This is a genomic window from Vibrio sp. 1751 (assembly GCF_033339895.1).
Lineage (GTDB): Bacteria > Pseudomonadota > Gammaproteobacteria > Enterobacterales > Vibrionaceae > Vibrio > Vibrio alginolyticus.
In genome coordinates this window covers 61,539-87,728 of sequence record NZ_JAWOVM010000013.1, presented here as the reverse complement: position 1 = coordinate 87,728, position 26,190 = coordinate 61,539, and the positions used below count along the sequence as shown (strand labels likewise).

The following is a 26,190-nucleotide window of genomic DNA, read 5'->3' as shown; positions in this document are numbered from 1 at the left end:
GGCGGTGCAAATGGTTCAATCGCGTCAGCAATATCATGATTGAAAGGCATCCTTGTCGGAGCGTTTGGCTGAGCCTGAACGGTTGCATCAACCTCGGAAAAATACGGTTGCAGCGTTTTTTGCCACTTTTCGTGCTTGTTGGCGTCATACTCCGGCATTTCATGGCAAAAGAAATTGAGGTTAAACGGTCGGTTAGTTGCCTGCTTGATAAGTTGAAGTTCTTTTACGATGGCGTCTTTGTTCAGCATTCCACAAGGTAACGAGCCAAGCCCGCCAACATTACTGACGGCGATGGTCATTTGGCTGTCTTGCACACCGGCCATTGGCGCTTGAATAATCGGTAACTCTGTTCCCAAAAGTGTATTAAATACCTTGTTTATCATGATCTTTCCTTGAAAACTTAACCTTTACCTGTGATGGATCTGCGCCATCGTTATCCAGACTAGACTTTCACATGATTAAACACTTATAAAGTTAAAGTGATGCATTTGTGCGCTATGCACTTTTGATAGAAATGACAAAGGGAGCCTATGGCTCCCTTAATATGCTGAATAACAAGAATCAAAGTGACTATCGTACGACATCTGATTCAAGCTCTAGCTCTGCTACAGACAGCATGGCAAACTCTTCCTCGGCGGTTGCTGCCACCAGTTTGTTGCGGCTGTATAACCCATAATAAACACCACCGATAAGAAACAATCCCATTGTCATGAAAAAGGCTGAGGGATCAAAAGCATAAACACCTGTCATTGCGATCAAAGAAAGCACCAGAGAAATACTCGAAGTAATTATCCCACCAGGCGTTTTATATGGACGAGTTAATTCCGGCTGTTTAATTCGCAATAAAATATGGCTCAAGGACATTAATGCGTACGATACAGTCGCACCGACAACAGCCATCGCCAAGATTAAGTCCCCCTCACCCGTAAGTGAAACCAAGAACCCAAAAACGCCCGGAACCAAAAGCGCACGAGAAGGCACTTTTTTGTCACTGGTTAATGACAAAGTTTGCGGTAAATAACCCGCGCGGGAAAGCGCAAACACCAAGCGACTGTAACCATAAATGATTGAAAAGAAAGAAGCGATAAGGCCAGCCAATCCAAGTAAGTTCACGGCCATTGCTACCGTTGAATTGCCCGTAAGCTTTAGGGCGTCAACTAATGGCACCGCGCTATCGCCTATGACCTTTGAGCCAACCGCACCAGCCAAAAGGACGACTACGAGAGTTGCGGTTAGCAATAAAAACAGCATCGCACCAATGATGCCTTTGGGAACATCTTTTGCCGGATTTTTTGCCTCCTCTGCCGCTAAAGGCACACCTTCAACCGCAAGAAACAACCACATTGCAAATGGCAACGCAGCCCATACGCCATACCACCCAAACGGCAAGATTTCTGTTGCCTGAGCCGTCGCCGGAGCAATATCGAATAAGTTATTAACATCAAAGTGACCAATAAGCACAGCAGCAGTAATGAGAATAGCTAGCACAGCCAAACCGCTGATGACCATCATCACTTTGAGAGCTTCGCCAACACCTGCCATATGAATAGCGATAAAGACGGCGTAGAAAAGTGCGTAAACAACAGGGCCATCGATACCAACCAATTCATTCACGGCTGAGCCAATAAAAATCACTATCGCAGCAGGCGCGAGCGCATATTCAATCAAAACTGATAAGCCAGTGAAAAAGCCGCCTGTCGGCCCCATCGCCTGTCTTGCGAAGCTGTAACCACCACCCGCAGCAGGAATAGCCGCAGACATTTCAGCTAAAGACAATACTAGCGTGAAATACATTACTGCCATCGCGATAGCAGCAATAAGAAAGCCTCCCCATCCTGCTTGAGCGATGCCAAAGTTCCAACCGGCGAAGTCACCAGATATAACATACGAGACACCTAAGCCAGCAAGTAAAATCCAACCTGCGGTGCCTCTTTTTAGCTGCCTTTTGGCCAAGTACTCCTGATGTTTAGACATAGTAAATCCTTCTACTTTGATGAAATTAAAAAGTTGTCGCTGTGTTTATCTTCAACGCTTGCGCCACTTGGCTCATTGATATCTGAGCGATCTTTCAGATTCACTCCTGACAGTTGTAATTTTCGAGCTTCCTTGAGCAAGTAAAATGCGCGTTCACAGGCATCGTCATAGTTGAGCCCCTGAGGGCGCACATTGGAAATGCAGTTTCTTTGGGAATCTTTAGAGCCTCGTTTAGCCCCCCAAGTGAGATACATACCCATGCTATCCGGAGAAGTTAGACCGGGCCTCTCTCCAATTAAAACCAGCACGGCCTTAGCGTTAAAACATTCACCAACATCATCCCCTACCGCTACTCTTCCTTGCTTTACGATTGTGATAGGTGTGAATTTCCATTGATGTTCATCATCAGCGCTTAAAAGAGAAATCAATCGCGTAACAACAGGCACGGCATGGTTTTGAATTGCGACGGAAGAAAGTCCATCAGCAATAACAATCGCAAGATCAATGTCAGTGTTATGCTCATTTGCTATCGAGTTGAGCGTTTTCCAAGAAGATTCATCGAGCTGCCGTCCTAAATCGGGCCTTTGCAAGTACATAAGCCGATCACTCACTTGGCTGCTCACTACCACTGGAGGCTCTAAGGTATTTTCAAGAATCGAGTAAGAGTCCGACAAACCAGCAACGAGAGACTCAATATTCAAACTGCAATGCACTGCATCCATAGCTTGGGCATGATCCAGCTGAAATGAGAGTAACTCGTTGGTTGGTACACTGTTTCCGCTGCGACCCAGAGCGATCCGAGCAGAGGTGAAGTCGCGTAACTTGCCCCAAGGGTTGTGTGTGACAACTTCAGACTCACCTTGTGGGGACTGAGCAATGGTGATTACTTTACCCATGAGAATACCCCTTATTCAGTTGATTAATTGCTCCCGAAAACGAGCGAGAGATTTGCTCACTTAACCGAACGTCTTGCACGCTCTCGAAAATCTGCATCTCCATTAACCATTGTTCAAACTCTGGAGCTGGCTTCAGACCGAGTACTTTTCTTGCGTAAAGGGCATCGTGAAATGAGGTAGTTTGATAGTTGAGCATGATGTCATCAGACCCTGGAATACCCATGATGAAAGAGCACTCGGCCACGCCTAACAGTGTCAGCAAATTATCCATGTCATTCTGATCGGCATAGGCATGATTGGTGTAACAGATGTCGCAACCCATGGGTAAACCAAGCAGCTTCCCACAAAAATGATCTTCAAGCCCAGCACGAATGATCTGTTTGCCATCAAACAGATACTCAGGGCCAATAAACCCAACAACTGTATTAACCAACAAAGGATCGAACTGTTTCGCGACAGCATAAGCACGGGCTTCACAAGTCTGTTGATCGACCCCATGAAATGCATTCGCAGACAGCGCGGTACCTTGTCCGGTTTCAAAATACATCACATTGTTTCCTACGCTACCTCGATTCAAAGACAACGCGGCTTCATGGGCCTCTTTCAAAATCGACAAGTCGATTCCGAAGGTATCATTCGTCCCTTGCGTGCCGCCTATCGACTGAAAAACGAGATCGACTGGTGCGCCCATTTCAATGGCTTCGATCGTGTTCGTTACATGAGTTAACACACAAGACTGAGTCGGTATTTGATAGTGTTGAATCACCTCATCCATTAAGTTCATTAACTTGATAGCTTGAGGCACATTATCTGTTGCCGGATTGATACCGATAACCGCATCGCCATTTCCGTACATCAGACCATCAAAAATGGTCGCTGCGATACCATTGAGAGAATCAGTGGGATGATTCGGCTGTAAGCGAGTAGACAGGCGACTCGGCAAACCAATCGTATTCCGAAAAGCCGTGACAACTTGGCATTTTTTAGCAACGAGAATCAAATCCTGGTTGCGCATAATCTTACTGACTGCGGCCACCATTTCTGGTGTTAAACCTTGACGAATTTTAGCCAACGTTTCACCATCGGCTTCTTCACTCAGCAGCCAATTTCGAAAATCTCCGACCGTCAAGTGCTCAATCTGCTTAAAGGCTTCAAGGTCATGCGTATCGATAATTAGGCGAGTGATATCGTCGCTTTCGTATGGAATAACCGCCTCGTTAAGAAACGTTTTAAGTGGTAACTCAGACAGCGCCATTTGTGCGACTACACGTTCTGCCGCTGACTGAGCACAAACCCCGGCTAACGCATCGCCTGAGCGCTCCGGTGTCGCTTTCGCCATCAAGTCAGCTAATGACTTAAAGGTATAGACTTTACTTCCTTGTTGCCGACGATAAGTTGCCGTCATTGCTCTTCCTCTTCACTATTTGGTTCGCTTTTTGCTGAACTATCAATAAGCTTTAAGAAAGTATTGCCAAATGTGTTCCGTAGCGTTATCAAAAACTGGCAACATTTATAAACCAATAATAAACAATGAGTTATGTAAATACTGCTCCAACATGACTCACAAAAAAGGAATGAGCATCACAAGGATGAGTAACCAAATGCCCCAAACTGCACCAATGCTGTGCATCCATCACACTAAGGATGCAAACCAACAAGCTGCGAGTCTGATAAACTGGCAACAGGAATATGACCAACTCAGCGATGGTCGATTTTTAGGTCAAATTCGAGAACGACGATTTCCCAATTTCCATGTATTTCGTGAAGACAGTAACCGCTCGCTAAGACAGCAATGCAGGGTTGAAGAGGGAGGTATTTGGTTGGGTTTGAGTGCGGAAAATAAGCCGCTACACCTAAATCACAGTCAGTTTAATTCAAGCCAACTTTTGCTTAGGCAAGGTGGCGCTGATTTTGAGTTAATGACACCGGAGCAGTTTTCTATCTATGGAATAGTGCTCGACAAAAACTTCGTTCACATCATAGAAAATCAACTTGAGCTTGGGAGTATCCAAAACAACACATTACACTTAACGGGTTTGACGGAAAAACACATTCAACAACTTAAATACTACTTAGGCATGTTACTTGGTTCCGCCAAACCAAGATGGTCTGAAACCACACATCAAGCAATCTTAAAAGATATTGTGCTGGAGCTGTTCTCACTCAGTTCACTGCACACGAGCCATCCGATATCAATCTCTCATCGTCAACACGTGATGCACCGTATAAAACAACAGCTACAGGATCTAGACTACCGTACACCGATAACCGTCAGTGAACTGTGTGATGCAGTACACGTCAGTCGTCGCACACTACAGTACACCTTTGAACATTGCTGTAATACTTCCCCAAAGCAGTTCATACATCGAATGCGCCTGAATCAAGTACGTAGAGTGCTACAAAGCCCTGAAGATAATCGAACAATTGCAGAAATCGCTTTTGACTTTGGTTTTTTCCATCTCGGGCAGTTCAGTCAAAGCTACAAGCGGCTATTTGGTGAGACACCAACTGAAACGAGAAAATGGGAGTCCAGCAAATAAGATGACAGGCAGTATATTCTTTCAGATCCTGCGTTGGGGCCATGTTATGCAGTCGCAATGATTTGCTGAAACTTAGCATGAAGCTCTTCAAGTGCCGCTTCAACATCCGGTTCTGCACGGCTCAAGTGCGAGATTAACGTCATAAAATAGCAATCAAAAATCAGCGGTATTTTTCCCTCAAGGACGGAGCTTCCGTTTACAGATTGAAACAAAGCTTGGTTAAACGACTGATAATAATCCAAATCCCAAATCACCTCTTTCAACAAAGCTCGGCTCAGCTCAACGTTCGCAAAATAGTAGCGATAGTATTTCTCCGTCAGCGCCAAACCAATGTCGATATCGGTTTTACCTTCCACACTGACTAGCGTTTCTTGGCTGATCTGTTGCAGTTGCGCCAGCATCCCTTCGCGCAAAATCGACAGTTTAGTCGGGAAATGGCTAAACACTGTGCCATCGGCTACTCCTGCTTCTCTCGCTATCTGCCTTGTGGTCGTCATGTCATAGCCATTTTGAGCAAAAGATGCCCATGCGGCTTTTAGAATTTTATCTCTGGTTTGTTGTCGCTTCGTCATTGATGTGTCTGCTTAATGAGCCTGAAAAGATCATACCTTGCGTGGTTGAGATTGACAAATTGAGCGCGCTCATTTATAAAATTGAGCATGCTCATTTTATATAAAAACAAAAGGAATCACTCATGTACGTATTAAACAAACTAGGCCAAGGATTGATTTTCTTCCCGACCATCTTCTGCTTTTCGTATATTTTAAGACCGATATTAATGGTCATCCTTATTCCAGGAGGACTCGCACTTTTGGCGTTAATCGGTGGCGCAGAAGTCAGAGCAGAACTCAAAGCCATGCTGCTTGAGGAGTTTTTTGGCGTTAGCCCATCGCACACCACCTCGAAAAAGGCGTGAGTGCGCTACAAACGTTGGCAAGGCTAAGTAAAAAAGAAAACGCGCAGATATCGAGATCTCAATACCTGCGCGTAGATGTGGTGAAAATAAGACTGGCGTTAGTCAGTATTCATGTTCTGACCAATTCGCCATAAAACGCCACTAGGGTCAAACAAACAACATTCGCGCATGCCCCAAGGTTGCTCGACCAGCTCAGTCAAACGCGAACCAAATTCTTCATGACCCACTTTGGATAAGTGCTGATGCCAGCTTTCTGCGTCTTCTACGAGCAAGTGCATCATGAAGTTATTGCCGTGTTCTGGCTCATAAAAATTCTGTAAAAGAAACGCGCAGCTACCTTGAGAGAAGTATGCTACATCACCGAAGTCCGATGCCATTTCAAAGCCAATCGCCTCATAAAAGCGTTTTGATAGCGCGTAATCTTTCGCCGGAACAAATGATTTGATTTCAACAATATTGAGGTTTTCCATTTCCAATTTCCTAAGCCTTTTTCCATAAAACTGACTGACGTAATCTCGCTCTATGCCTTCTATTCGCCTTGCGTAATCTGCTGTGATGACAGTGGCACACACTCTGCCATTTGCGTTTGTAACCATGTGATAAATTTATGTTCGAGTTCTGTACGCTTTTTATCTTGACTCAATAAAACGTAATTGCAACTTGATGGAGAAAACCCAAATGGTGCGACCAAATTACCACGCTTAATATCGTCCATGACAAAAGGATACGATCCCATTGCGACGCCTAAGCCGTCCACCGCTGCTTGTATGCAAAAATAAAAATGCGCGAATGATTGCTGAGTGTTGCCGTTGAAAGTTTCACAACGTGTTGATTGCTGCCAATCCGCCCAAGCATTCGGTCTGGTTTGGCTATTCAACAATCGAGCTGCTTTCAAATTGTCTTTAATGGATTGCCAATACTCAGGAGAAAATACCGGCCCCACCCACTCTTCCACAAGAATGGTTTTGTCGTAATCGTGATGCTGCGCAAAATCGTCTCGACGAATCGCCATCGAAAGCCCAGTTGATCCTAATGTTACCGGGCCACCAGCCGTCGACAAACGAACATCAGCACGGTGTTCATCATTAAACGCGGCCAACCTTGGCATCAACCAGCGCATGGTTAATGTCGGTTCACAAGACACTTCAAGATGCTGATGCTTCTCTTGCATAAGCGTATTCACGCCTGTTTCTAGCGTTTGGAATGCCGTTTCTGTGTATGTCTTGAGTAATTCGCCTTCTGCCGTCAACACGACTTTCCTGCCCTCTTTGAAGAACAAAGGTTGAGACAGATATTGCTCAAGTTGCTTGATCTGCTTACTCACGGCTCCGTGGGTAATGTTCAGTTTGTCAGCCGCTTCAGTGTAGCTTGAAGAACTCGCCGCAACGTGGAAGACATAAAAAGATTTCAGGTGACGCATCTGTGAGTTTTTCTCACCAATATGGGAATATTTTTCGATTATAGTCAGTAATAAAGACGCCTACAATTCCGCTACATCCCAGACTTCATCATTCAAACAGGAAATCGATATGGAATTTGTAACTCTTGCGTTATTAGGTGTGATTATTGTTATTAGCCCTGGCGCAGACTTTGTTTTGGTATTAAGAAATAGCTTAAATCAAGGACGAAAAGCAGGCGTATACAGTGCGATTGGTATCAGCATGGCGATAAGCATCCACATCGCTTACTCCATGCTGGGGATCAGTTACTTAATTTCACAAAATGAATGGTTGTTTAATCTCGTGCGCTATCTTGGGGCCGCTTATCTTGTCTACCTTGGGATTAAAGGAATATTCTCCTCGCAACCTGCATCAAACTCAGAAACCGTTCAACAGAGCGAGTATTCAATGTGGCGATTTTTCATGCAGGGATTTCTGTGTAATTTACTCAATCCCAAGACGATGCTGTTTTTTCTGAGTATTTTTAGCCAAGTGATTTCTCCCGACTCTAATCAGCAACACATCGCCTTTTTTTACGGGATTTATATGATTGCGCTGCATGGTATTTGGTTTTCTATCGTTGCTGTTTTATTCACGTCATCCCAGCTACAAGCTTTCTTGTTGAAGATTAAGCATCGACTCAATCAAGCATGTGGGGCGGGATTAATCATTTTCGGCGCAATGCTGGGCTTAAAGGTGTAGTGCGCTTGCGGTCCGATTATCCCAATTCAAATTGATCATTGAACAAGTGGCAGTAATCAATTAAAAATCTACATTATCAATACTTTAAATTAGAAAAAAACAGCCAACGTACGCTGGCTGTTTCGATACAGTTAATGGATGACCCGAGCGTCCCCTTTAAATAACTGAGACAGATCGATAGTGAATATCGTCACCGTCGGACGTTTAGGCAGAGCATTTTCGATCGAAAACTCTGGCCCAGCTGGAACGAGGGGGAAGTGAATAGCAGTCGGCCACGTTGACGAAGCTTCATTACCGCCCGGCTCAGATATTGAGAAAGAAAACGCAGGTAAACGGGTCATAACACTTACCTCAAATGACTGATTAGCGGGCTCAAGCGAGCCCGCTTAGGTTTTGCAATGTTATTGTTATTTTAACGCTTACTTAATCACTAACGGTTGATGACGTTAGATATCAAGTTCTTTGTCTTCAACGTGGTTGGTGATCATCGCTTCAGTGGTGATCATCAAGCCAGCAACAGACGCTGCGAATTGAAGCGCTGAACGTGTTACTTTAGCAGGGTCCAAGATGCCCATTTCGATCATGTTGCCGTATTCACCTGTTGCAGCGTTGTAACCGTAATCGGCATCACCCGCTTTAACAGCGTTCGCCACAACAGAAGCTTCGTCACCTGCGTTAGTTGCGATTTGACGAAGAGGCTCTTCCATTGCACGTAGGGCAACTCGGATACCCACGTTTTGGTCATCATTGTCGCCTTTTAGATCCGCCAATTCTTTCGCGATCTTAGTTAGAGCAACACCACCACCAGCAACAATACCTTCTTCAACCGCTGCGCGAGTAGCGTGTAGTGCATCGTCCACGCGGTCTTTCTTCTCTTTCATCTCAACTTCGGTTGCAGCGCCGATCTTGATCACCGCTACGCCGCCAGAAAGCTTCGCAACACGTTGTTGAAGCTTGTCTTTATCGTATTGAGAGGTGGTTGTTTCGATTTGTTTTTCAATCGAAGCCACACGATCAGCAATCGCGCTTGCTTCTGCTGCGCCACCCACAATGGTTGTTGTGTCTTTGGTGATGGTCACTTTCTTCGCACTACCTAGTTGCTCTAACGTTGCTTTTTCGAGCTCTAGGCCGATTTCTTCAGAGATGACCGTACCAGCAGTTAGTACCGCAATGTCTTCCATCATCGCTTTACGGTTGTCACCAAAGCCAGGCGCTTTCACCGCGGTCGCACGCACGATGCCGCGCATGTTGTTCACAACCAATGTCGCTAGCGCTTCACCTTCGATGTCTTCAGCAATGATCAATAGCGAGCGAGAAGATTTCGCCACTTCTTCTAGTACAGGCAATAGCTCGCGGATGCTGCTGACTTTTTTGTCCACCAATAGGATGTAAGGGTTGTCTAGCTCGACGCTGCCATTTTCTTGGTTAGTGATGAAGTATGGCGACAAGTAACCGCGGTCAAATTGCATACCTTCAACCACAGACAATTCGTTGTTTAGACCTTGGCCTTCTTCAACCGTAATCACGCCATTGCGACCCACTTTCTCCATCGCTTCTGCAATGATTTCACCGATCGCGCGATCGCTGTTTGCAGAAATGCTACCCACTTGGGTGATAGATTCTTTGTCGCTGCATGGCTTAGACATTTCACGTAGTTTCTCAACCGCCGCTTCAGTGGCTTTGTCGATACCACGTTTTAGGTCCATTGGGTTCATGCCAGAGGCTACCGCTTTAAGACCTTCATTGATGAAAGATTGCGCCAGTACGGTAGCGGTCGTTGTACCGTCCCCCGCTTCATCATTCGCTTTGGACGCCACTTGTTTCACCATTTGTGCGCCCATGTTTTCGAACTTATCTTTCAGTTCGATTTCTTTCGCTACAGACACGCCATCTTTGGTGATGGTTGGCGCGCCGTAAGATTTATCAAGCACAACGTTGCGGCCTTTCGGGCCTAGTGTCACTTTTACTGCGTCCGCCAGTAAGTTCACACCTTTCAGCATTTTTTGACGTGCGTCATTAGCAAATAATACGTCTTTTGCAGCCATGGTTATCTCCTCAAAAAACTACTACAAAAATAATTACTCAACGATTGCTAACACATCAGATTCGGACAGAATTAAGTATTCTGCGCCGTCAATTTTCTCGGTTTTCACGCCGTAACCGTCATTGAAAATGATTTGGTCGCCCACTTTGACTTCCATCGCAGCGCGTTCGCCATTTTCAAGACGTTTACCTAAACCAACAGCAATGACTTTCCCGCGGTTTGATTTTTTCACCGACTGAGAAGTTAAAACGATTCCCCCTTCAGATTTATTTTCCACCTCTTGTCTTTCAACAATTAGCTTGTCATTTAAAGGACGAATTTTCATTTTTAAGTGCCTCCTACTTGGAACCAAAAATAAAAGACAAAATAAACATCAAGATGGATTTGCGAGTCGACAGCTCGCTTTCGATGAAAATAATAAGGTCGAAAAATGAGAGTTCAAGAGGTGAATTTGATAAAAATTTTTTATTAAATTAAATAAAATTTTCTATCGAATTATCGCATTCACAACCACTTAGCATCTCTTTATGATGGAAAATATGCTCAATCAAATCTAGAGTGGTTACGTACTCTTAAAAAGGATAATCAAACAATGAAAAAGGCCGTATCTCTATTTCTTGCAACGTTATGCGTTGGCTTCCTCTCACCCAACGTGTCAGCTTCTGAACGCGCTGAACAAGGTTGGCAATTGATTGACGAGGGCGCGATGATTGTCGATGTGCGCACGCCGCAAGAGTTTTCTGAAGGGCATTTGGATAATGCCGTCAACTTCCCTTTATCTGAACTTGATAAACATTTTCAAGACGTCGATAAAGATCAAGCTATCGTGTTGTACTGTCGCAGTGGTAACCGCTCTGGCAAAGCGTATCAATACTTACAATCGCAAGGCTTTACGAATCTGCACAATGCAGGTGGCTTTGAAGAACTACAAGACGCCAAATAGTCGTCTCCGTTCTAATATACAAAGTAAAAGCACAGAGCGCGTCGCAAGCGTATTGTAACGCGCTCTGTTTCTAAATACTTATCTACAACAACTCTATTTTGGCCCTGCATCAAATTGAGTCAGGTTATCCGATATCTCGAGCCACGGCGCTTTCGACGCGACAAAAATATGGAAATCAGGCTTGTGAGAAGGTGTGTCATCCAAGATACCAAGGCGAATATTGACGATCCCATTGTTCTTTTTCGAATACAGACTTGATCCGCAGTGGCGACAAAAGCATAGCATGGTATTTTCGCTTTTCTGATAAGTTTGAATATCTTCTTTCCCTTGGATAATAAGCAGTTTATCCAACGCAATACCACCGGCAGATGAATAGTCAGAACCTGTGAACTTGCGGCATTCAGAGCAATGGCAATTTCCCATGTACTTAAATTCATCTGCCACTTCCAACTTTACCTTGCCGCACAGACATGAGCCTTTTAGTACTTCCATTTGAATTCCTTTTTGTTATGAATCTAATTGAATTAGATGGCTATCTCGACACCATGCCACTGCAATACGAAAAATTAAAGACAGGCAATACAGGTTTTCAAAAATGAAACGAAAATGTAAAACATTCCATTCAGAGGGAAGTGCGCTCGACACGTGAAAAATCGAGCTATTTTAGATACAAAAACACCAAGCAATAACGCTTGGTGTTTACCTCACAGAATGTCGCCTCAGAAAAGGCGCTTTCCGCTGTGCTTAAAAAATGCAGTGTTTAGTAAAGCTGGTCGCTTCGTTTGCAGTCCAGTCACCTTTCGGCTTATCTTTCAGGTTTTCACACCATTGCTCGCTGCCGACACCATCTTGCAGAACACAATGCTTTGCAAAGTCTACCGCGTTGTCTGCTGTCCATTCTGTTTTTGGCTTATCGCGCATGTCGTTACACCAGCCTTCAGTGCCCACTTCATCACTACAAGCGGTCAAAGCAGAAGCCGCCAACATCAGCATGACTAGTTTTTTCATAAATTTAAGGTTCCAGTTGCAAACAATAGTAAAATTAAACTCAATCTCTTCAACACATGCCCATTCAAGTGTCTGAATAAAGGCGTCACTAGCTGAAGTGACTTTTGTATCAACTATAACGAAATTATCAGTCTACGTGTTAAGACACCGAAAAATTATTGAGCGACTCTGTGTAAAGCGCGCCATTCTAAAAGCTATAGGCAGCGCGCTTTTGTTAGCTCACCAACCTTAAAAGAGCCAGTACCAAAGCACGCTAAACGCAGCTCTAATGCCATTTGTTCAAAGTGATCGACGACAGACTGCGTGCTGATCGTCGCAGCTTTTAATACCGCACCAGCTTGCCCAATGAGATTAGCACCCAAATGAATGGTTTTCGCCGCTTCAAGTCCGTTATGAACACCTCCCGAGGCGATCAAGGGTAATGTAGGATGCAGTGCGCGGATTTGAGCCAAACATGTTGCTGTAGGGACACCCCAATCGCGGAAAAGCTCGGCTGCACGCTGCATTTTCGGATTATCTTGGCAATACCCTTCAACCGCACTCCAGCTTGTGCCACCCGCGCCCGCAACGTCAATTGCATCCACACCAGCATCAATTAATCGCTGCGCAACGTGTCCGCTAATACCAAAACCGACTTCTTTGATAATGATAGGAACCTTCACGCGAGATTTAAGCATCTCAATTGCCTGGAAAACACCAACCCAATTGTGGTCGCCATTTTTCTGAAACGCTTCCTGCATTGGATTAACGTGCACAAACAAGGCATCTGCTTGAATCGCCTCAACCGCACGTTGCGCATTATCGAGTTTACCTTTATCGAGCAATTGAGCGGCTCCAAGATTGGAATACAACGGTACTTCTTTCGCCAACTCACGAATGGTTTTACCCAAGCCCGAATGCTGACTTTCTTCTAAGCTAATCCGTTGCGAGCCCACACCCATGGCAATACCTAATTCACTTGCTGCTTCAGCTAGACGACAATTGATCGTTTCTGCGTCTTTTGCTCCGCCAGTCATCGAGCTAATCAAAAACGGTAGCGCTAATTGATGACCAAGAAACTCTGTCGATAAATCGATCGCGTGAAAGTCACATTCTGGCAGCGCACAGTGTTCAAACTCGACAGACTCAAAACCCGCCGTTTTATGCTTCATGCTCATATCATGATGTAAAACAGCATCTAGGTGTAAATCTTTTCGGTTAGTTTGCGGAGCCATAATGTCACCCTAAAGTAAAACAGTCGCGCAGTATTGCGATCCTTATCAGTAACGTCAATGCGAATTTTGTGAATTTGCCGGATTACTTTTCCGAAACGAGTAATGAGTCTCGACTGCCCCTGACATTATAAGAAAAGAAACTCGCTTTCCGTTTTAAACAAGCCGGCAAGTTTCTCTTCAAATTGAGATAATCAGCGTACGATACCCATGATGCAAATGGATCACATTGCTCTGTAGTTTACTTTACGCTGTCCGACAGAATTAGCGACACAACAGTGCTTGTCGTCGTTGGTTCAAACTGTTCGGGATCATCACAGAATTGAATTTTTCCTTTTTCTTCTACATGGAACAGCGGTACAACTGAACTACCTTTGTGATGCGCTAAATAATCTTGATACGTGAAGTTATCGCTCAATTTCGTGTGTTTAACCTCTGCACCACGACTTAACATACTGGCTAGCTGGGTATAGCTTACATTGCCGCCCATCAGCAATTTACCATGGTACTCCTGAGCCACGGAGTGCTTCTCGCTGCCATTGCTGTTGGTTTTCACTTTTTGTAAGCAGTGAACTTTATCTTCCCCGAACTCGTCGACGAATTGCATGCAAGCCATAATGTTGAAATGCTGATCGGGCGTTAATGCAACCACTTGACCTATTCCTATCAAGTTCAAGTTGTCGTCCGCGTGACTAGAAATAGGGTTGCCGTAATAGTAATCCAGTCCCAACATACGAACCTGACTGATGTACTCCCAGTTTGAGTCAGTCATTAATACGCGACGGTCATAACGCGCCAGCGCCTGCCCTATTTCTCTTGCTACTCGGTTAGCACCAATCAACAAGAAGCCGCGTGGTGCTGGCTCTGCGATGCCCAACGTCAGCGCTACAGGACGTGCCGTCGCACTTTGTAACACGACCGTTCCTATAATCACCATGAAGGTCATAGGGACCAGTAAAATCGCTTCATCAATGCCGTATCCAGTCAATTTGATCGCGAAAAGAGACGAAATCGAAGCAGCAACAATACCGCGCGGTGCAACCCAAGACAAAAACAGCTTATCTTTGAGACGCAAGTTGCTGCGGAAGGTTGAAAGAAAAATCGATAACGGACGCGACACTAACTGCATAAATACAAACAACAATAACGCACCGCTACCTAGCGCAGCAAAATCATCCAGACTGATTCGAGCCGCAAGGAAGATGAACAATCCGGTGATCAGTAAAATGGTTAAATGCTCTTTAAAATGCAGAATTTGCTGAATATTGATGTCTTTAGCGTTTGCGAGCCACATACCCATTACGGTGACGGTTAGTAACCCAGCTTCAGACTCAATGTGGTTAGAGACCGAAAATACACCTAGAACCACCATCAAAACCGCAAATGGCTGCAAATATTCCGGTAGCCAAGAACGACGCATGATCGTCGCAACTGCATAGCCTGAGGCCGCACCTAGCATGACGCCGACAGCAATGATCGTCCCAAACACTTCGACGCTATTTATCGCGCTGTGAGATACGATAAACTCGTAAACCATCACAACAAAAAGCGCACCGAGCGGGTCAATCAAAATCCCTTCCCATCGCAAAATGTTAGCAAGCGTACTGTTAGGTCTTACGGTTCGTAGAAGTGGCACGATGACCGTCGGCCCTGTTACTACGGTTAAGCTGCCGAACAACATGGCAAGCTCCCAAGTAAAGCCGAGGAAATAGTGTGTTGCGATACTGGTCGCCGCCCACGAAATGATCGCCCCGATGGAAACAATGCTCCATACCGAACCACTCACGCCACGAATTTCTTTAAAGTTTAAGGTCAAACTGCCTTCAAATAAAATCACTGCCACCGCTAAAGAAACCAACGGAAAGAGCAAATTACCTAATATCTCATCAGGGTTTAACCACTGCATAAATGGCCCAACGATCAGCCCTGCCAACAACAAAAATAAGATCGCTGGCAAACGCAATCGCCAAGCTAACCATTGGCAACCTAAACCAATAACCCCAACCGCTGACAGCACCAGCGCTTCATTACCCACTTGCATCAATAATTACCTGTTTTTGTCTTTTTTCGCGTGAATGCGCTATACCCGAATACATTCAGCCTTACGGTCAGATAGAAACTACCGAACGTGCAAATCAAACGACTGACCTTCGATGACATCGCTACGAAACGCACATGTTTGAAGTCATTTGGCGATCGCATCAGAACTATGAATATAGTTGACCCCCAATGACTTAACGACTCATTTTTGTTCATCAGGTCTTAAAGTGGCACACAAGTGTGCCACTTTGTCGAATTCATCATTACGCATTGAGTTTCATTATGTAGAATGATTTCTAAAGAAAGCGCGGAACCTAGCACTATATGAGGCTAAGGCATAGAGCATGAACTAAGCTTTAGCGTAAGTGCTCAAAGTTAAGAATCGTGGGTCACGCGACGTACGCAAGGAGAAATGGATTGTACGTAATACTAGCACTGTTCATGGCGTGTCTCGCCATCCTCATCGGAGTGAAAGCCGCCAACCGAGCTGCACTTTTAGAAAAAGAACTAACCAAACTTCGTGAGGAAGTCACATCACTACGAGCCAGTGTCCATGGGGGCTCAAACCAACAAGCGCACCAACAATCCAGCATCGAAAAAGACACACCATCTGTAGCGGCGTCACCTCACATAGAATCACCACAGAAAAATGTCTCATCCTCTGGGGAACATGATCCAGCTGCCAACCTAGACTTGGACCAGAGCGCTGCGAATCAAGGGTACGCCCAGATAAGAGAAGTGCAACTGGATGTTTTTAGTCAAGAAAATGAGTCATTCCTTCAGAGTAAAGTTCAGAGCCTGCTTAGCAACATTCAAGAAAATTGGTTGGTTTGGGTAGGCGCATTGGCCATGCTGATCGGTGGAGGTTATCTCGTACAGGTGATTGGTAGTCACATCCAGTTTTCGCCATTTATGCGAGTGTCCTTTGCCTTTGTGATCTCATTACTTATGGTGCTTGTTGGCGAGTGGTTTCACCGTAAAGAACAACAGAATCCGCAACGGGCAGCACGAGCCCAAGGCTTTACGTATGTTCCTGCTGCTGTTACCGGTACGGGATTAACGGGCATTTACTGCACCGTCATTTTTGCCTTTGTGGTTTATCAAATGCTAACGCCGAGTATCTCGTTGATCATCTTGGCTTCAGCGGCATTTTTCAGTTTAGCATTATCATTGCGACAAGGGCCGTTAATGGCCGTGCTTGGCTTAATTGGTGGCTACACAGCACCACTGTGGATTGGGGGTAATGAACCCAACTACTTCTTGTTAGCCGGATACATCTGCGCAATTTCGTTCGCGGCGACCTTATTGATGCAAAAAGTGCGTAGGGCATGGATTACGCCAAGTATCGCGATTCCACATGTCATTTGGATGTTGCTGTTGATTGAGAGTGTACCAACAGAACGGTTGTTCTCGTGGCTCGCGATTTATCTCTCCATCACTTTGTATCTCATTTTCGCGGTTCCGAGAATGGGTTGGATGCTCAATCCTCGCTTTCGTCACTATCAAAGCAAGTGGACAAACTCGCCGACCGCTACCGCTCTCGCAACTGCTTTATTGACCTTTTCTGCCGTCACCAGAATGCCGGAGCTGAACACTCTACAAATGGCGTACTGTTATACGCTGCTTGTTGCGAGCATCTGGCTACCAGCACTTCGTACAGGCTGGTCATTACGTGTATTTTTGCCATCCATACTCGTCTCAGCAACCGCGCTGATAGTTCTTACCATCGCTTTTGATGCGCTGTATATGGTAGAGCGAGAAGCTAGCATCCTATTCGCATTGGCGGTGAGTATTGCGCTGATCTGCTATCGAACATATTGCCAATCACTTAGTGACCGTTCGCAACTCAGTGGGCTGCTTCTGCTGGTACTGGCTCCCGCGATGAGCTTAATTACGTTGTTTTATATTGACGAATTTATGCAGGGCTACCTGTGGTATTGGACTGCATTCTGCGCATTGATGGCCACTTACTACGTTGTGCTTGGTCAGCGTGCACGTTCGTTGGCATTAGAATGCTCTGCCGTTATGCATGCTTTAATCATAGGTATTGCTTTTGTTTGGTTGAGCGATACTTGGTTAACAACAGCAATCTCAATACAAGTTGCGATAATGGCCTTACAGGCTCAAGTCGGGTTATTTCGACCTGCGAGTTGGGCGATTAAAGTGACAATGGGAATACTGGTTATCCGACTCACGCTGCTACCTTTCATCCCCGAATGGCAACCGGTAGAAGCTGGGCATTGGGCTTGGGTTCTTGTGAGTTATATGCCTTCTCTCTTCATCTTGTCTTATGCTCGTTCAACACTAAAACAAGTGGACCGAGAACTGACCAACTGGTTTGAAGGGGCGTTTTTACATGTATTCTTAATGGCATTGTTCACCCAAACTAACTACTGGTTAACGGGGCAATATGGTTACTTGGGGCACATCGACTTCACAAGTGCGGCAGTCTTTGCCAATCAAGCATTAGTTATGGGTTTGGTATACAGCTACCGCAGCCAATTTGCGCAACGCTTAAGCCGTATCTACGAAATCTATAGTTACTTGCTTTGGTGCGCGTTCGCTATATTGATTATTTTGCTTAATACGGCAGAATCGCCGTTGGTGACTGATAACGTCTCGGCACAAGCACTTCCCATCTTTAACATGCTGAGTATCGGCTGGCTGTTACCAGCTTGCATCCTGCTTATCGCAACGTTTAAGCGCTGGAATACGTTGCAAGTTCATCGATTTGCGATTGCTAGTCTAGGCTTTTTACTTGCAGCCATTTGGTTGGGGATGTCTATCCGTCAATTCTGGCAAACCACATCGATGATGCTGTATCAGCCAACCAGCATGGCAGAGTTGTTCAGTTATTCAGTGGCTGGCTTGCTCGTAGGTGGATTGCTGACTTGGCGCGGCGTGACCCAACAGGGGCTGATGATGCAGCGTGTCGGTCTAGTGGTCCTTGCCGGTGTCGCACTGAAAGTATTCTTATGGGATGTGAGCTCTCTGGATGGGTTCTGGCGAGCAATAAGCTTCTTAGGCTTAGGTGCATCTTTGATAGCACTTGGATGGCTATTCCAGAAATTGAATCGTTCGGTGGCAAAAGCACTCGAGCCCTAGACGAGTCAAAGAGAGATTCCCGACAGTGCGCTGTTTTCGTTATTGGGGGACGATAACAGTGTAAAGCCGGGAATCATTGGAGTGTTCGTTACTTCAGTAAAGCGACCACGGTATGACGACGCACGTTTGCTTGCGCATTCAATGCCTGAAAAGTCGAAGTAAACTCGCCAGACTTTTGCATGAATCCATCCAGTTTTGCATTCACTTCATTGACTGAAAGCTGTGCGGTTTTGGTTTGGATAGAACGCATTTGAGTATTCAGTTCACCATGAAAAGCTTTCGCTTCCTGCAAGCTCGTTTGAACTTGTTTCAGATGCTGATTTACTTTGGCAATCGTCTGCTTGATGCCGTCGCGTGAGCCTAGATCAAACCCGAGCTCCGCAATACCATCTGGCTCAGACTTTAAGTTCAAAACGTTAGGCTGTCCCGCAGGGAAGCGGTGCCCTTCCCCCGTTACCATCACCTTTTGCTGCATTTGTTGATAAGCGTTGTCTCTGGCTTCAAATAAAATGCTGCCATCATCGGCTAATGAGGCTCGCATTCCTAACGCAATCAAGCTGCGATCCAGCATTTTGACCGTTCGCTCACCGTCTGATTGTCCATCAAACTGAATCATCACCGCTTGACCTTGAGGAAAATCCAAACGGATTTGCTCGGCCTTGTCGCTTAAGCGATGAACATTCAAACCTGGAATAGAAAAGCGACGAATATCCGCTTTATCCAGTTTTAAATGCAGTTCGTTATTTAGGACTTTCTGGCCATCGAAACGTGCTTGCTCAACGACTTTTTGGATGGTGGCTTTAGAACGAACCAATGTATCCTGCAAACCAGGAACATTTTGTACGCCTTGATTAATAGCTTGCGTCAAACCACGTTTAATTTGCGTGAGCTCTTTGCCAATCACCTGCAGCGATTTGGACGCGATCTGAACCGCCGTGGCTTGCTGCTGACCCTGCGTAAGCTGAATACCAGATACAGAGTAGGCTGACGCAGTGTCAGCCTGAATTTGCGCCGGGCGCGGTTTAATTGCCGTACTTGAGTCTGCAGAACGGGTCGGCATGATAGAGGCTTGTTCTTGTCCACCTAAGCGTATGCTATGGGGTCTAACCTCTACTGTACTCATTACCATAAAAAGAACTTCCTAACCTTATAAACGGTCAAACAGCGACAAACCATCGATCTTCACATAGCTTGCTTGCGTTGCTTGCAAAGCGGCCATGTAATTACTCAATCGTACCGACGCTTCACCATAGTCCAGAGCAGAGAGGTCTCCAGATACTTTGTCAACGAACAGCTTGTTTTCACTGTGCGCGCCACCAACAAGATCTAAGTTGTTGTGTCGACCACCAATCTCAGTCATGGTCCCTAGTACGTTTGAAAAAGTATCGTCGATAGCGCTGATACTCGCCTCAACTTCAGCTCTGAAGTTGGCGGTAGGGCTCTCAAACTCTTTGATCAGCGCATCAATTTGGTTAAGCACGTTATGGCCTCCCCCAAGGTCCAATATTTCTTTTGCAGTCATATTGGAATCCATCGTGACACCTTTAGCAATTGTTACTACGCGCTTGTCACTATTACCTTCAATTACGTAGCTGCCGCTCGCTTTACTTACAGCCGCAGTATCCGTTTTAGTACCAGAGAAAAGGTAGTGCCCTTCTTCATCCTGCGCGTTAAAAGACGACTCAATAGAATCACGGTAACTCTTAAGCTCTGTAATCATACCGCCACGACTTTCGTCAGTAAGAGAGCCGTTCGCACCCCAAAGCGCGATGTCTCGCATGCTTTTTAAGCTTTCTTTGATCGAATCTAAATGGGTTTCTTGACTCGATAGCGTCGTTTTTACGTTTTCAATGTTGTTTTTGTACTGAGCAATCGCACTGGTTTCTCGGTCTAAGTTAAGCAACTTGATCGAAGCCATTGGATCGTCAGACAGCTTGGTTAAGCGCTTGCCAGTAGACATCTGTTGCAAAGCTTCGCCTAATCCCGCGCTATTGCTCTGCAAGCTGTGCAACATCATTTGACTAAATTGATTGTCACTAATTCGCATCTAAACTTTCCTCTTAGAATAACTGCAGAATAGAATCGAGCAGTTGATTTGCTGTGCTGATCACTTTCATGTTGGCATTGTGCGCATTAGCAAACATCATTAGGTTAGCCGCTTCTTCATCGCTGTTTACGGAACTAACATTATCGCGAGCTGCGTGCGCTTGCTTGTTCATGGCTAACTTCGCTTGATAATCAGCATTAGCTTGGCGTGCTTTAATTGCGGTTTGACCCACCATTGAACTAAAGGCATCGTTCAAGCTTACTGAGCCGTAACCTGATACCGCCACTGGCTTGTTGCTTAACTCGATCAATGATTGCAACGCATCTGCGTTACCAGGTGTTCCATCACTTGAGAACGCAAGCTCATCTGGAGTTAGCTTGGTAATATCCAAACTGGCTGCAGGGTTTGCTGGGTCATAGCTGAACAAAGGTTTACCTGGGTTGCCATTTAAGTCTTTGCCAGTTGCAAGCACGGCGTTGTATTCATCCGCGAGAGCTTTCGCCATGTCATTCAGAGCCAGTTGGTTTGGTTTCAACACTTCGGTTTGATAGTCATTAATCGCACCTAATTTGCCACCAAGCGAGTCACCAATCGCAAAGCTTTGATTCGAGAACGTGACGTGTAAGTCCGCTAAGTAAGGATCACTCGGGTCAGGAATGGCTTCCAGTTTGCCATGGTCCGTACCCATCACAAGCGGTTGACCAGAGGTTAGTGTGACCTGAACACTGCCGTCATGCTGCTGTGTTGTTTTGATTTCAATGGTTTGAGATAACTCACCGATTAACCTATCTCGTTCATCCATTAACTGTGATGGATTACCACCTGTACCTTGCATCTCTACCAGTTGCTTGTTCACCTTCGCGATATTTTCCATAAGGCTATTCGCGTGGTTAAGCGCTGCATTACGTTGGTCGCTCATGTCTTTATGTTGATTGTATAAAGACTCGGTAAGCGTATTAAAGCGGCGGGCCAAAGCTTCAGATTCGTTAATGATCTGCTGGCGGTAAGGTATGGATTCCGGCTTAACGGTCGCATCGTTAAGCGCAGCGTTTAGCGAGTCCAAGCCAGCCGATATACTGAAACCATCGGCACCAAGCGTATTCTCCAGCTGACTCATGTTACTGGTGTATCCAGATGCGTATGCCGCCATACTGTTAGTCGACCACGTTTGCTTAATCAGAAATTGATCAGTAACGCGGCGAATGCTAGTGACTTCTACCCCTAAACCTGGACTTAAGCGATTGGCTTTACCATCATCGACAGACGCCATCAACGCTTGTTGACGACTGTAACCCACGGTATTCACGTTTGCCACGTTTTGCGCGGTTACGTCTAGGGCCACACGGTTCGCGCCTAAACCTGAAAGGGCAATATTAACTAGGTTCATTTACAGCTCCATTTTTCTGATCAACGGCTGAGAAAACGCGGTAGTCATACCGGCCTCACCGAATACCTGTTTAACAGAGGCGACGGCTTGAGAAGCGGTATTAAATAGGCTTGAATTCTTCTCCACCTCTTTAGAATCTACTTGTGAGATAGATTCAGAATTCGAAGCTTTACCATCGTTAGCGGATGAGATGTTGCGCGCAGCATCGAAAGCAACCTCACGCATAGACGGGCTCAGCTGCTGGATGAGCATATTGGCAATGCCTGAGCTCTGTTTCTTTGCTAGTTCCATCGCCAGCTGACCGTCATACATATCACGGAATACCCCTTGTTGCTGACTGGCGAACGGGCTGTCTTTATCAGCAAGAGCATCACTACTGCTGCGCATTTGGCGTAACACCATTTGTAGGAACATTGCCTCAAATTGACCTGCGACGACTTCAAGTGCGCCTTCTTGATCACGACTATGCTTGATGTTAGCCAATGCACTATTGTCGTGATAAAGCATCGAATTTAACTGAGTTTGTTCATTGGTACTGTCTAGCTTCATCCTTAACTCCTTATATCACGACCAATTCAGCGTTCAATGCACCCGCTTCACTCAAAGCTTGCAGGATAGACATCAAGTCTGTAGGCGTGGCACCTAAACTATTTACCGCATTAACTATGGTGTTAAGTTCCGTGCCTGGAGGCCAAATCACCATCTGAGCGAGATCTTCATTCACATCAAGATCCGTTTGGTTAACGACTTTCGTATCGCCATTTGCAAACGCATTAGGCTGACTAACTTGTTGTGATTCAGAAATTCGCACGGTTAAGTTACCGTGACTTACTGCTGCTTCACTCACTTTGACACTCTTACCGATCACCACGGTGCCAGTGCGAGAGTTAAAGACAATACGAGCAGGTTTACGGCCTTCAACAACGCTCATTTCTTCAAGCATCGACATCATGACGACACGCTGCTGTGTATCTTTTGGTGCACGCATATCAATGCGCGCTTTATTGATCGCAACTGCAACGTTAGGTCCAAAAGTGTTGTTAATTTCACGCGCAATATTTTTTGCTGTAGTGAAGCTAGGCTTGCGCAGGTTTAGGGTGATTTCATCACGTTGGTTGAAATCGGTTTTGATTTCTCTCTCTAAAGTCGCACCATTCGGAACGCGACCCGCCGTTGGTGTGTTTACTTCTACTTTGGAGCCACTTCGCCCCTCTGCAGATAAGCCCCCCACAACCACGTTGCCTTGCGCAATCGCGTACACTTCGCCATCAATACCACGTAAAGGCGTTAGCAATAACGTACCACCGCGAAGGCTCTTTGCATCACCGATTGAAGACACAACCACATCCAACGTTTGTCCTGGGCCTGCCATTGGATCAACGGACGCTGTCACACTCACAGAAGCCACATTTCGTAGCTTAGGGTTCATACTGTCATCAATTTGAACCCCAAACTGACGTAGCATGTTGGTAATAGATTGAGAGGTAAATTTCACTTGGTTTCGGTCACCTTGGCCGGCTAAGCCAACCACCAAACCATAACCAACCAGTTGGTTTTCTCGAATGCCGCGAACATCGACCAAGTCCATGATCGGAATTTCCGCTTCAGCACGTGAAGTGCCTGGTAGTCCCAAGGTCAACACCAATAGGAGAGACATAAAGAAAGATTGCATTGTCTTCATTAGAAAGGTACCCATGGGCTGTTGAAGAACTGAGTTAGCCACCCGGCTGCGTTGCTGTCAGCTAGCGCTCCGCGACCTGCGTAGGTAATTCTTGCATCAGCAATTCGTTGAGAAGAAACTTGGTTACTGCGGTTAATATCATCCACACGGACGATACCGGTTAGACGAATAAACTCGTCGCCTTGATTAAGACGAAGCCATTTTTCACCGCTGATACGCAATACGCCATTAGGTAATACTTCGTGTACCGTTACCGTAATGGCACCTTGAAGCTTGTTGCCTTGTGAACTTGATGCACTGCCATCGAAGTTACGTTTGCCATCCACGCTAACCCCTAACTCATCGATAGTTTTCGTGCCTATGGTCGGCGCCACAAAGTTAATTGCTGAACTTTTACCGAACTTAGTACCCGCATTTTTACTCGATGAGGTTTCTTCTGATAGTTGAACCGTTAATACATCGCCAACTCGGTAAGCACGACGATCCTGAAACAGGGTCATCGTGTATTGGTGACGATAAAGGCTACCAGATTGGGTTTCCGGCAGCGTGTAATCGAGCGTTGGTGGTGCATATTCCTCAGCATTCGGCTCAGGCGGAATAAATTCCTGACGGCCAGCACATCCCACCAGCAACACGGCGGCTACTGCCCAACTCTTAGAAAGCCATTTCATTGCTTTTTCCTTCATCATCACCAATTTCATACTTACATTGATTGCGAAACAAACTTCAGCATGTCATCTGCAGCAGAGACCACTTTCGCATTCATCTCATACGCACGTTGAGTGGTGATCATGTCGACCATCTCTTCTACTACTTGTACGTTTGACCCTTCCAGTGCACCTTGCTTGATAATGCCGGCACCATCAGCTCCTGCAATCAGCTCATCAGCTGGACCGCTGGCTTCCGTTTCACGGAATAAGTTGCCACCCATGGCCTCTAAGCCGGCTGGATTGATGAATTTTGCAAGTGTAATTTGACCAAGCTGCTGAGGTGTTGGATCGTCTGCTGTTGTTGTAGTCACGGTGCCATCAACACCCACAGAGAAAGAGACCGCATTGTCAGGGATCTGGATTTGAGGCTCTAAAGGCAGGCCCTGACTGTTCACCATTAAGCCTTCTGAGTTTCGATGGAACTGACCATTACGTGTATACATGATCTGTCCGTCCGAGTTTTCTATTTGGAAGAAACCCTGACCCATTACAGCAAGATCCAACTCTTGCGTTGTGTTTTGGGTATTACCTTGCGTGAACACTTTTTGTGTGCCAACAACGCGAACACCGCTACCTAGCTGAATACCACTTGGTAGTTCGTTAACTTGGTCTACTTGAGCGCCTGGTTGACGCTGAATGCTGTAGAAAAGATCTTCAAATACGACTCGGTCACGCTTAAAGCCAACCGTGTTTACGTTTGCTAGGTTGTTAGAAATGGCAGTCATCTTCGTGTCTTGCGCTGCCATGCCTGTCTTACTTACCCATAATGCTGAATGCATTTTTTACTCCTTGCGGGGCGAGACTTAGCTCGCCGCCATTAATTTGTTACCAGCTTTTGCTAGAGTTTCCGCCGTTTTCATCATGCGAACTTGCATTTCAAAGTTACGCGTCAGCGACATCACACTAACCAATTCATCAATAGCAGATACGTTACTGCCCTCAATGTGCTCAGGAGAGAGTTGCACGGTTTCATCTGCCGCGAATGGCACGCCATCTACGCTGTGCAGCAAGCTATCGCTCTCTTTTTGCAGTTGATTAATTTCCGGTTTAACCAACTTCAAAGTGCCTGCCACAATTTCTGCGCCGCCACCTGGTGGGATCACTGAGACTTGACCACGCTCGCTGATTTCAATCTTTTGATAATCCGGCACAACCAAAGGACCATTTTCACCGAGGACAGGGAACCCATTGATTGTTAGAGCGCCAAAAGTATCGACCTGAATATTGCCTGCACGGGTGTAAGCTTCGTTACCCGCTGGGGTTTCTACAGAGAGATATCCCTCCCCCATAACCGCAACGTCCAACGGACGTCCTGTTTTCACAATATCGCCAGCGTCGAAACGTGTTGAGGCAGAGTTGGTCACAACCATAGTGCGACCATCAAAACCTGGGCCTTGCATCTCTACACTACGCACACGCTCCATATCCGCTCGAAAACCCGCAGTATCAGCATTTGATAAGTTGTTTGAACGAACGTGCTGCGCTTTAAGAACTCGGCTGGCACCCGACGTTGCCGTAAATAACAAACTATCCATGCAAAACTCCCA

At 45.8% G+C, this 26,190-nt stretch carries 27 protein-coding genes; 5 read left to right on the top strand and 22 right to left on the bottom strand.

All coding sequences use genetic code 11. The features are described 5' to 3' along the window. From R7041_RS07380 to R7041_RS07365, 4 genes are all read right to left on the bottom strand, one after another. Window positions 1–383 (bottom strand): NAD(P)H-dependent flavin oxidoreductase (locus tag R7041_RS07380; RefSeq protein WP_318128604.1); only part of this gene is annotated, 383 nt, incomplete at its 3' end. Between the two features lie 187 nt (window positions 384–570). Continuing rightward, window positions 571–1,974, bottom strand: coding sequence for an ethanolamine permease (gene eat, locus R7041_RS07375; protein WP_005373969.1), 1,404 nt, complete (start codon window positions 1,972–1,974; stop codon window positions 571–573). An 11-nt stretch (window positions 1,975–1,985) separates the two neighbouring features. Then, window positions 1,986–2,870 carry an ethanolamine ammonia-lyase subunit EutC gene (gene eutC, locus R7041_RS07370; RefSeq protein ID WP_064369417.1) on the bottom strand — a complete coding sequence of 295 codons (885 nt, stop codon included), beginning with the start codon at window positions 2,868–2,870 and terminating at the stop codon, window positions 1,986–1,988. Continuing rightward, entirely contained in the window at window positions 2,863–4,275 is a 1,413-nt protein-coding gene (locus R7041_RS07365) for an ethanolamine ammonia-lyase subunit EutB (protein ID WP_005373972.1), read from the bottom strand. The genes eutC and R7041_RS07365 overlap by 8 nt, the downstream gene beginning before the upstream one ends. 184 nt (window positions 4,276–4,459) lie before the next feature. Between R7041_RS07365 and R7041_RS07360 the strand changes: the two genes are divergently transcribed. Continuing rightward, window positions 4,460–5,410 (top strand): helix-turn-helix domain-containing protein, encoded by a 951-nt coding sequence (locus tag R7041_RS07360; RefSeq protein WP_042523326.1) that lies wholly within the window; start codon window positions 4,460–4,462, stop codon window positions 5,408–5,410. A gap of 44 nt (window positions 5,411–5,454) precedes the next feature. On the opposite strand, the gene R7041_RS07355 is transcribed toward R7041_RS07360, so the two are convergent. Beyond that, window positions 5,455–5,982 carry a TetR/AcrR family transcriptional regulator gene (locus tag R7041_RS07355; RefSeq protein ID WP_005373975.1) on the bottom strand — a complete coding sequence of 176 codons (528 nt, stop codon included), beginning with the start codon at window positions 5,980–5,982 and terminating at the stop codon, window positions 5,455–5,457. A 122-nt stretch (window positions 5,983–6,104) separates the two neighbouring features. Between R7041_RS07355 and R7041_RS07350 the strand changes: the two genes are divergently transcribed. Further along, window positions 6,105–6,326 (top strand): hypothetical protein, encoded by a 222-nt coding sequence (locus tag R7041_RS07350; protein WP_017635120.1) that lies wholly within the window; start codon window positions 6,105–6,107, stop codon window positions 6,324–6,326. A gap of 98 nt (window positions 6,327–6,424) precedes the next feature. Here R7041_RS07350 and R7041_RS07345 read toward each other — a convergent pair whose 3' ends face one another. Both R7041_RS07345 and R7041_RS07340 read right to left on the bottom strand, forming a co-directional pair. Further along, on the bottom strand, window positions 6,425–6,796 hold the full coding sequence (locus R7041_RS07345; RefSeq protein WP_005373979.1) for a VOC family protein: 372 nt from the start codon (window positions 6,794–6,796) through the stop codon (window positions 6,425–6,427). Between the two features lie 59 nt (window positions 6,797–6,855). Next, a complete protein-coding gene (locus R7041_RS07340) occupies window positions 6,856–7,746 on the bottom strand; it encodes a LysR family transcriptional regulator (protein ID WP_064369418.1) in 891 nt (296 codons plus the stop codon). Window positions 7,747–7,855: 109 nt separating this feature from the next. On the opposite strand from R7041_RS07340, the gene R7041_RS07335 reads away from it, so the two are divergent. Further along, window positions 7,856–8,467, top strand: a complete 612-nt coding sequence (locus R7041_RS07335) for a LysE family translocator (RefSeq protein ID WP_064369419.1) — start codon at window positions 7,856–7,858, stop codon at window positions 8,465–8,467. Between the two features lie 131 nt (window positions 8,468–8,598). On the opposite strand, the gene R7041_RS07330 is transcribed toward R7041_RS07335, so the two are convergent. The 3 genes from R7041_RS07330 to R7041_RS07320 all read right to left on the bottom strand — a co-directional run bounded on the left by R7041_RS07330 (window position 8,599) and on the right by R7041_RS07320 (window position 10,836). Further along, window positions 8,599–8,808: a hypothetical protein gene (locus R7041_RS07330; protein WP_005373984.1), complete on the bottom strand. Its 210-nt coding sequence runs from the start codon at window positions 8,806–8,808 to the stop codon at window positions 8,599–8,601. A 105-nt stretch (window positions 8,809–8,913) separates the two neighbouring features. Then, entirely contained in the window at window positions 8,914–10,512 is a 1,599-nt protein-coding gene (groL, locus tag R7041_RS07325; protein WP_005388702.1) for a chaperonin GroEL, read from the bottom strand. 33 nt (window positions 10,513–10,545) lie between these two features. Next, on the bottom strand, window positions 10,546–10,836 hold the full coding sequence (locus R7041_RS07320) for a co-chaperone GroES (RefSeq protein ID WP_005373989.1): 291 nt from the start codon (window positions 10,834–10,836) through the stop codon (window positions 10,546–10,548). Window positions 10,837–11,103: 267 nt separating this feature from the next. Between R7041_RS07320 and R7041_RS07315 the strand changes: the two genes are divergently transcribed. Further along, window positions 11,104–11,454 carry a rhodanese-like domain-containing protein gene (locus tag R7041_RS07315; protein WP_025768015.1) on the top strand — a complete coding sequence of 117 codons (351 nt, stop codon included), beginning with the start codon at window positions 11,104–11,106 and terminating at the stop codon, window positions 11,452–11,454. Between the two features lie 93 nt (window positions 11,455–11,547). Here R7041_RS07315 and R7041_RS07310 read toward each other — a convergent pair whose 3' ends face one another. The 4 genes from R7041_RS07310 to R7041_RS07295 form a co-directional block, all read right to left on the bottom strand. Next, entirely contained in the window at window positions 11,548–11,946 is a 399-nt protein-coding gene (locus R7041_RS07310; RefSeq protein ID WP_005388696.1) for a GFA family protein, read from the bottom strand. 252 nt (window positions 11,947–12,198) lie between these two features. Beyond that, on the bottom strand, window positions 12,199–12,462 hold the full coding sequence (locus R7041_RS07305) for a DUF3012 domain-containing protein (RefSeq protein ID WP_005373992.1): 264 nt from the start codon (window positions 12,460–12,462) through the stop codon (window positions 12,199–12,201). A gap of 194 nt (window positions 12,463–12,656) precedes the next feature. Next, window positions 12,657–13,676: a type 2 isopentenyl-diphosphate Delta-isomerase gene (gene fni, locus R7041_RS07300; protein WP_206949448.1), complete on the bottom strand. Its 1,020-nt coding sequence runs from the start codon at window positions 13,674–13,676 to the stop codon at window positions 12,657–12,659. Window positions 13,677–13,914: 238 nt separating this feature from the next. Beyond that, window positions 13,915–15,714, bottom strand: coding sequence for a cation:proton antiporter (locus tag R7041_RS07295; RefSeq protein WP_064369420.1), 1,800 nt, complete (start codon window positions 15,712–15,714; stop codon window positions 13,915–13,917). A gap of 440 nt (window positions 15,715–16,154) precedes the next feature. Here R7041_RS07295 and R7041_RS07290 point away from each other — a divergent pair, with 440 nt between their 5' ends. Continuing rightward, window positions 16,155–18,818 carry a DUF2339 domain-containing protein gene (locus R7041_RS07290; protein ID WP_373920993.1) on the top strand — a complete coding sequence of 888 codons (2,664 nt, stop codon included), beginning with the start codon at window positions 16,155–16,157 and terminating at the stop codon, window positions 18,816–18,818. 88 nt (window positions 18,819–18,906) lie between these two features. Here R7041_RS07290 and R7041_RS07285 read toward each other — a convergent pair whose 3' ends face one another. From R7041_RS07285 to flgF, 8 genes are read right to left on the bottom strand one after another with little or no spacing between them, the layout of a single operon-like run. Next, the gene (locus R7041_RS07285; RefSeq protein ID WP_005373996.1) at window positions 18,907–19,947 is read right to left on the bottom strand and encodes a flagellin; all 1,041 of its coding nucleotides are present in this window, start codon (window positions 19,945–19,947) and stop codon (window positions 18,907–18,909) included. 18 nt (window positions 19,948–19,965) lie between these two features. After that, window positions 19,966–20,865, bottom strand: a complete 900-nt coding sequence (gene flgL, locus R7041_RS07280) for a flagellar hook-associated protein FlgL (protein ID WP_005373998.1) — start codon at window positions 20,863–20,865, stop codon at window positions 19,966–19,968. 13 nt (window positions 20,866–20,878) lie between these two features. Further along, a complete protein-coding gene (gene flgK, locus R7041_RS07275; RefSeq protein ID WP_005374000.1) occupies window positions 20,879–22,252 on the bottom strand; it encodes a flagellar hook-associated protein FlgK in 1,374 nt (457 codons plus the stop codon). Then, window positions 22,253–22,801, bottom strand: coding sequence for a rod-binding protein (locus tag R7041_RS07270; protein WP_005374002.1), 549 nt, complete (start codon window positions 22,799–22,801; stop codon window positions 22,253–22,255). Between the two features lie 10 nt (window positions 22,802–22,811). Beyond that, window positions 22,812–23,948 carry a flagellar basal body P-ring protein FlgI gene (locus R7041_RS07265; RefSeq protein ID WP_086026720.1) on the bottom strand — a complete coding sequence of 379 codons (1,137 nt, stop codon included), beginning with the start codon at window positions 23,946–23,948 and terminating at the stop codon, window positions 22,812–22,814. Further along, on the bottom strand, window positions 23,933–24,604 hold the full coding sequence (gene flgH / locus R7041_RS07260) for a flagellar basal body L-ring protein FlgH (RefSeq protein WP_017635111.1): 672 nt from the start codon (window positions 24,602–24,604) through the stop codon (window positions 23,933–23,935). Before flgH ends, R7041_RS07265 begins: the two co-directional genes overlap by 16 nt. 32 nt (window positions 24,605–24,636) lie before the next feature. Continuing rightward, window positions 24,637–25,422 (bottom strand): flagellar basal-body rod protein FlgG, encoded by a 786-nt coding sequence (gene flgG, locus R7041_RS07255; protein ID WP_005374008.1) that lies wholly within the window; start codon window positions 25,420–25,422, stop codon window positions 24,637–24,639. Between the two features lie 24 nt (window positions 25,423–25,446). Continuing rightward, window positions 25,447–26,178: a flagellar basal-body rod protein FlgF gene (gene flgF / locus R7041_RS07250; RefSeq protein ID WP_064369422.1), complete on the bottom strand. Its 732-nt coding sequence runs from the start codon at window positions 26,176–26,178 to the stop codon at window positions 25,447–25,449. Window positions 26,179–26,190 lie beyond the last annotated feature (12 nt).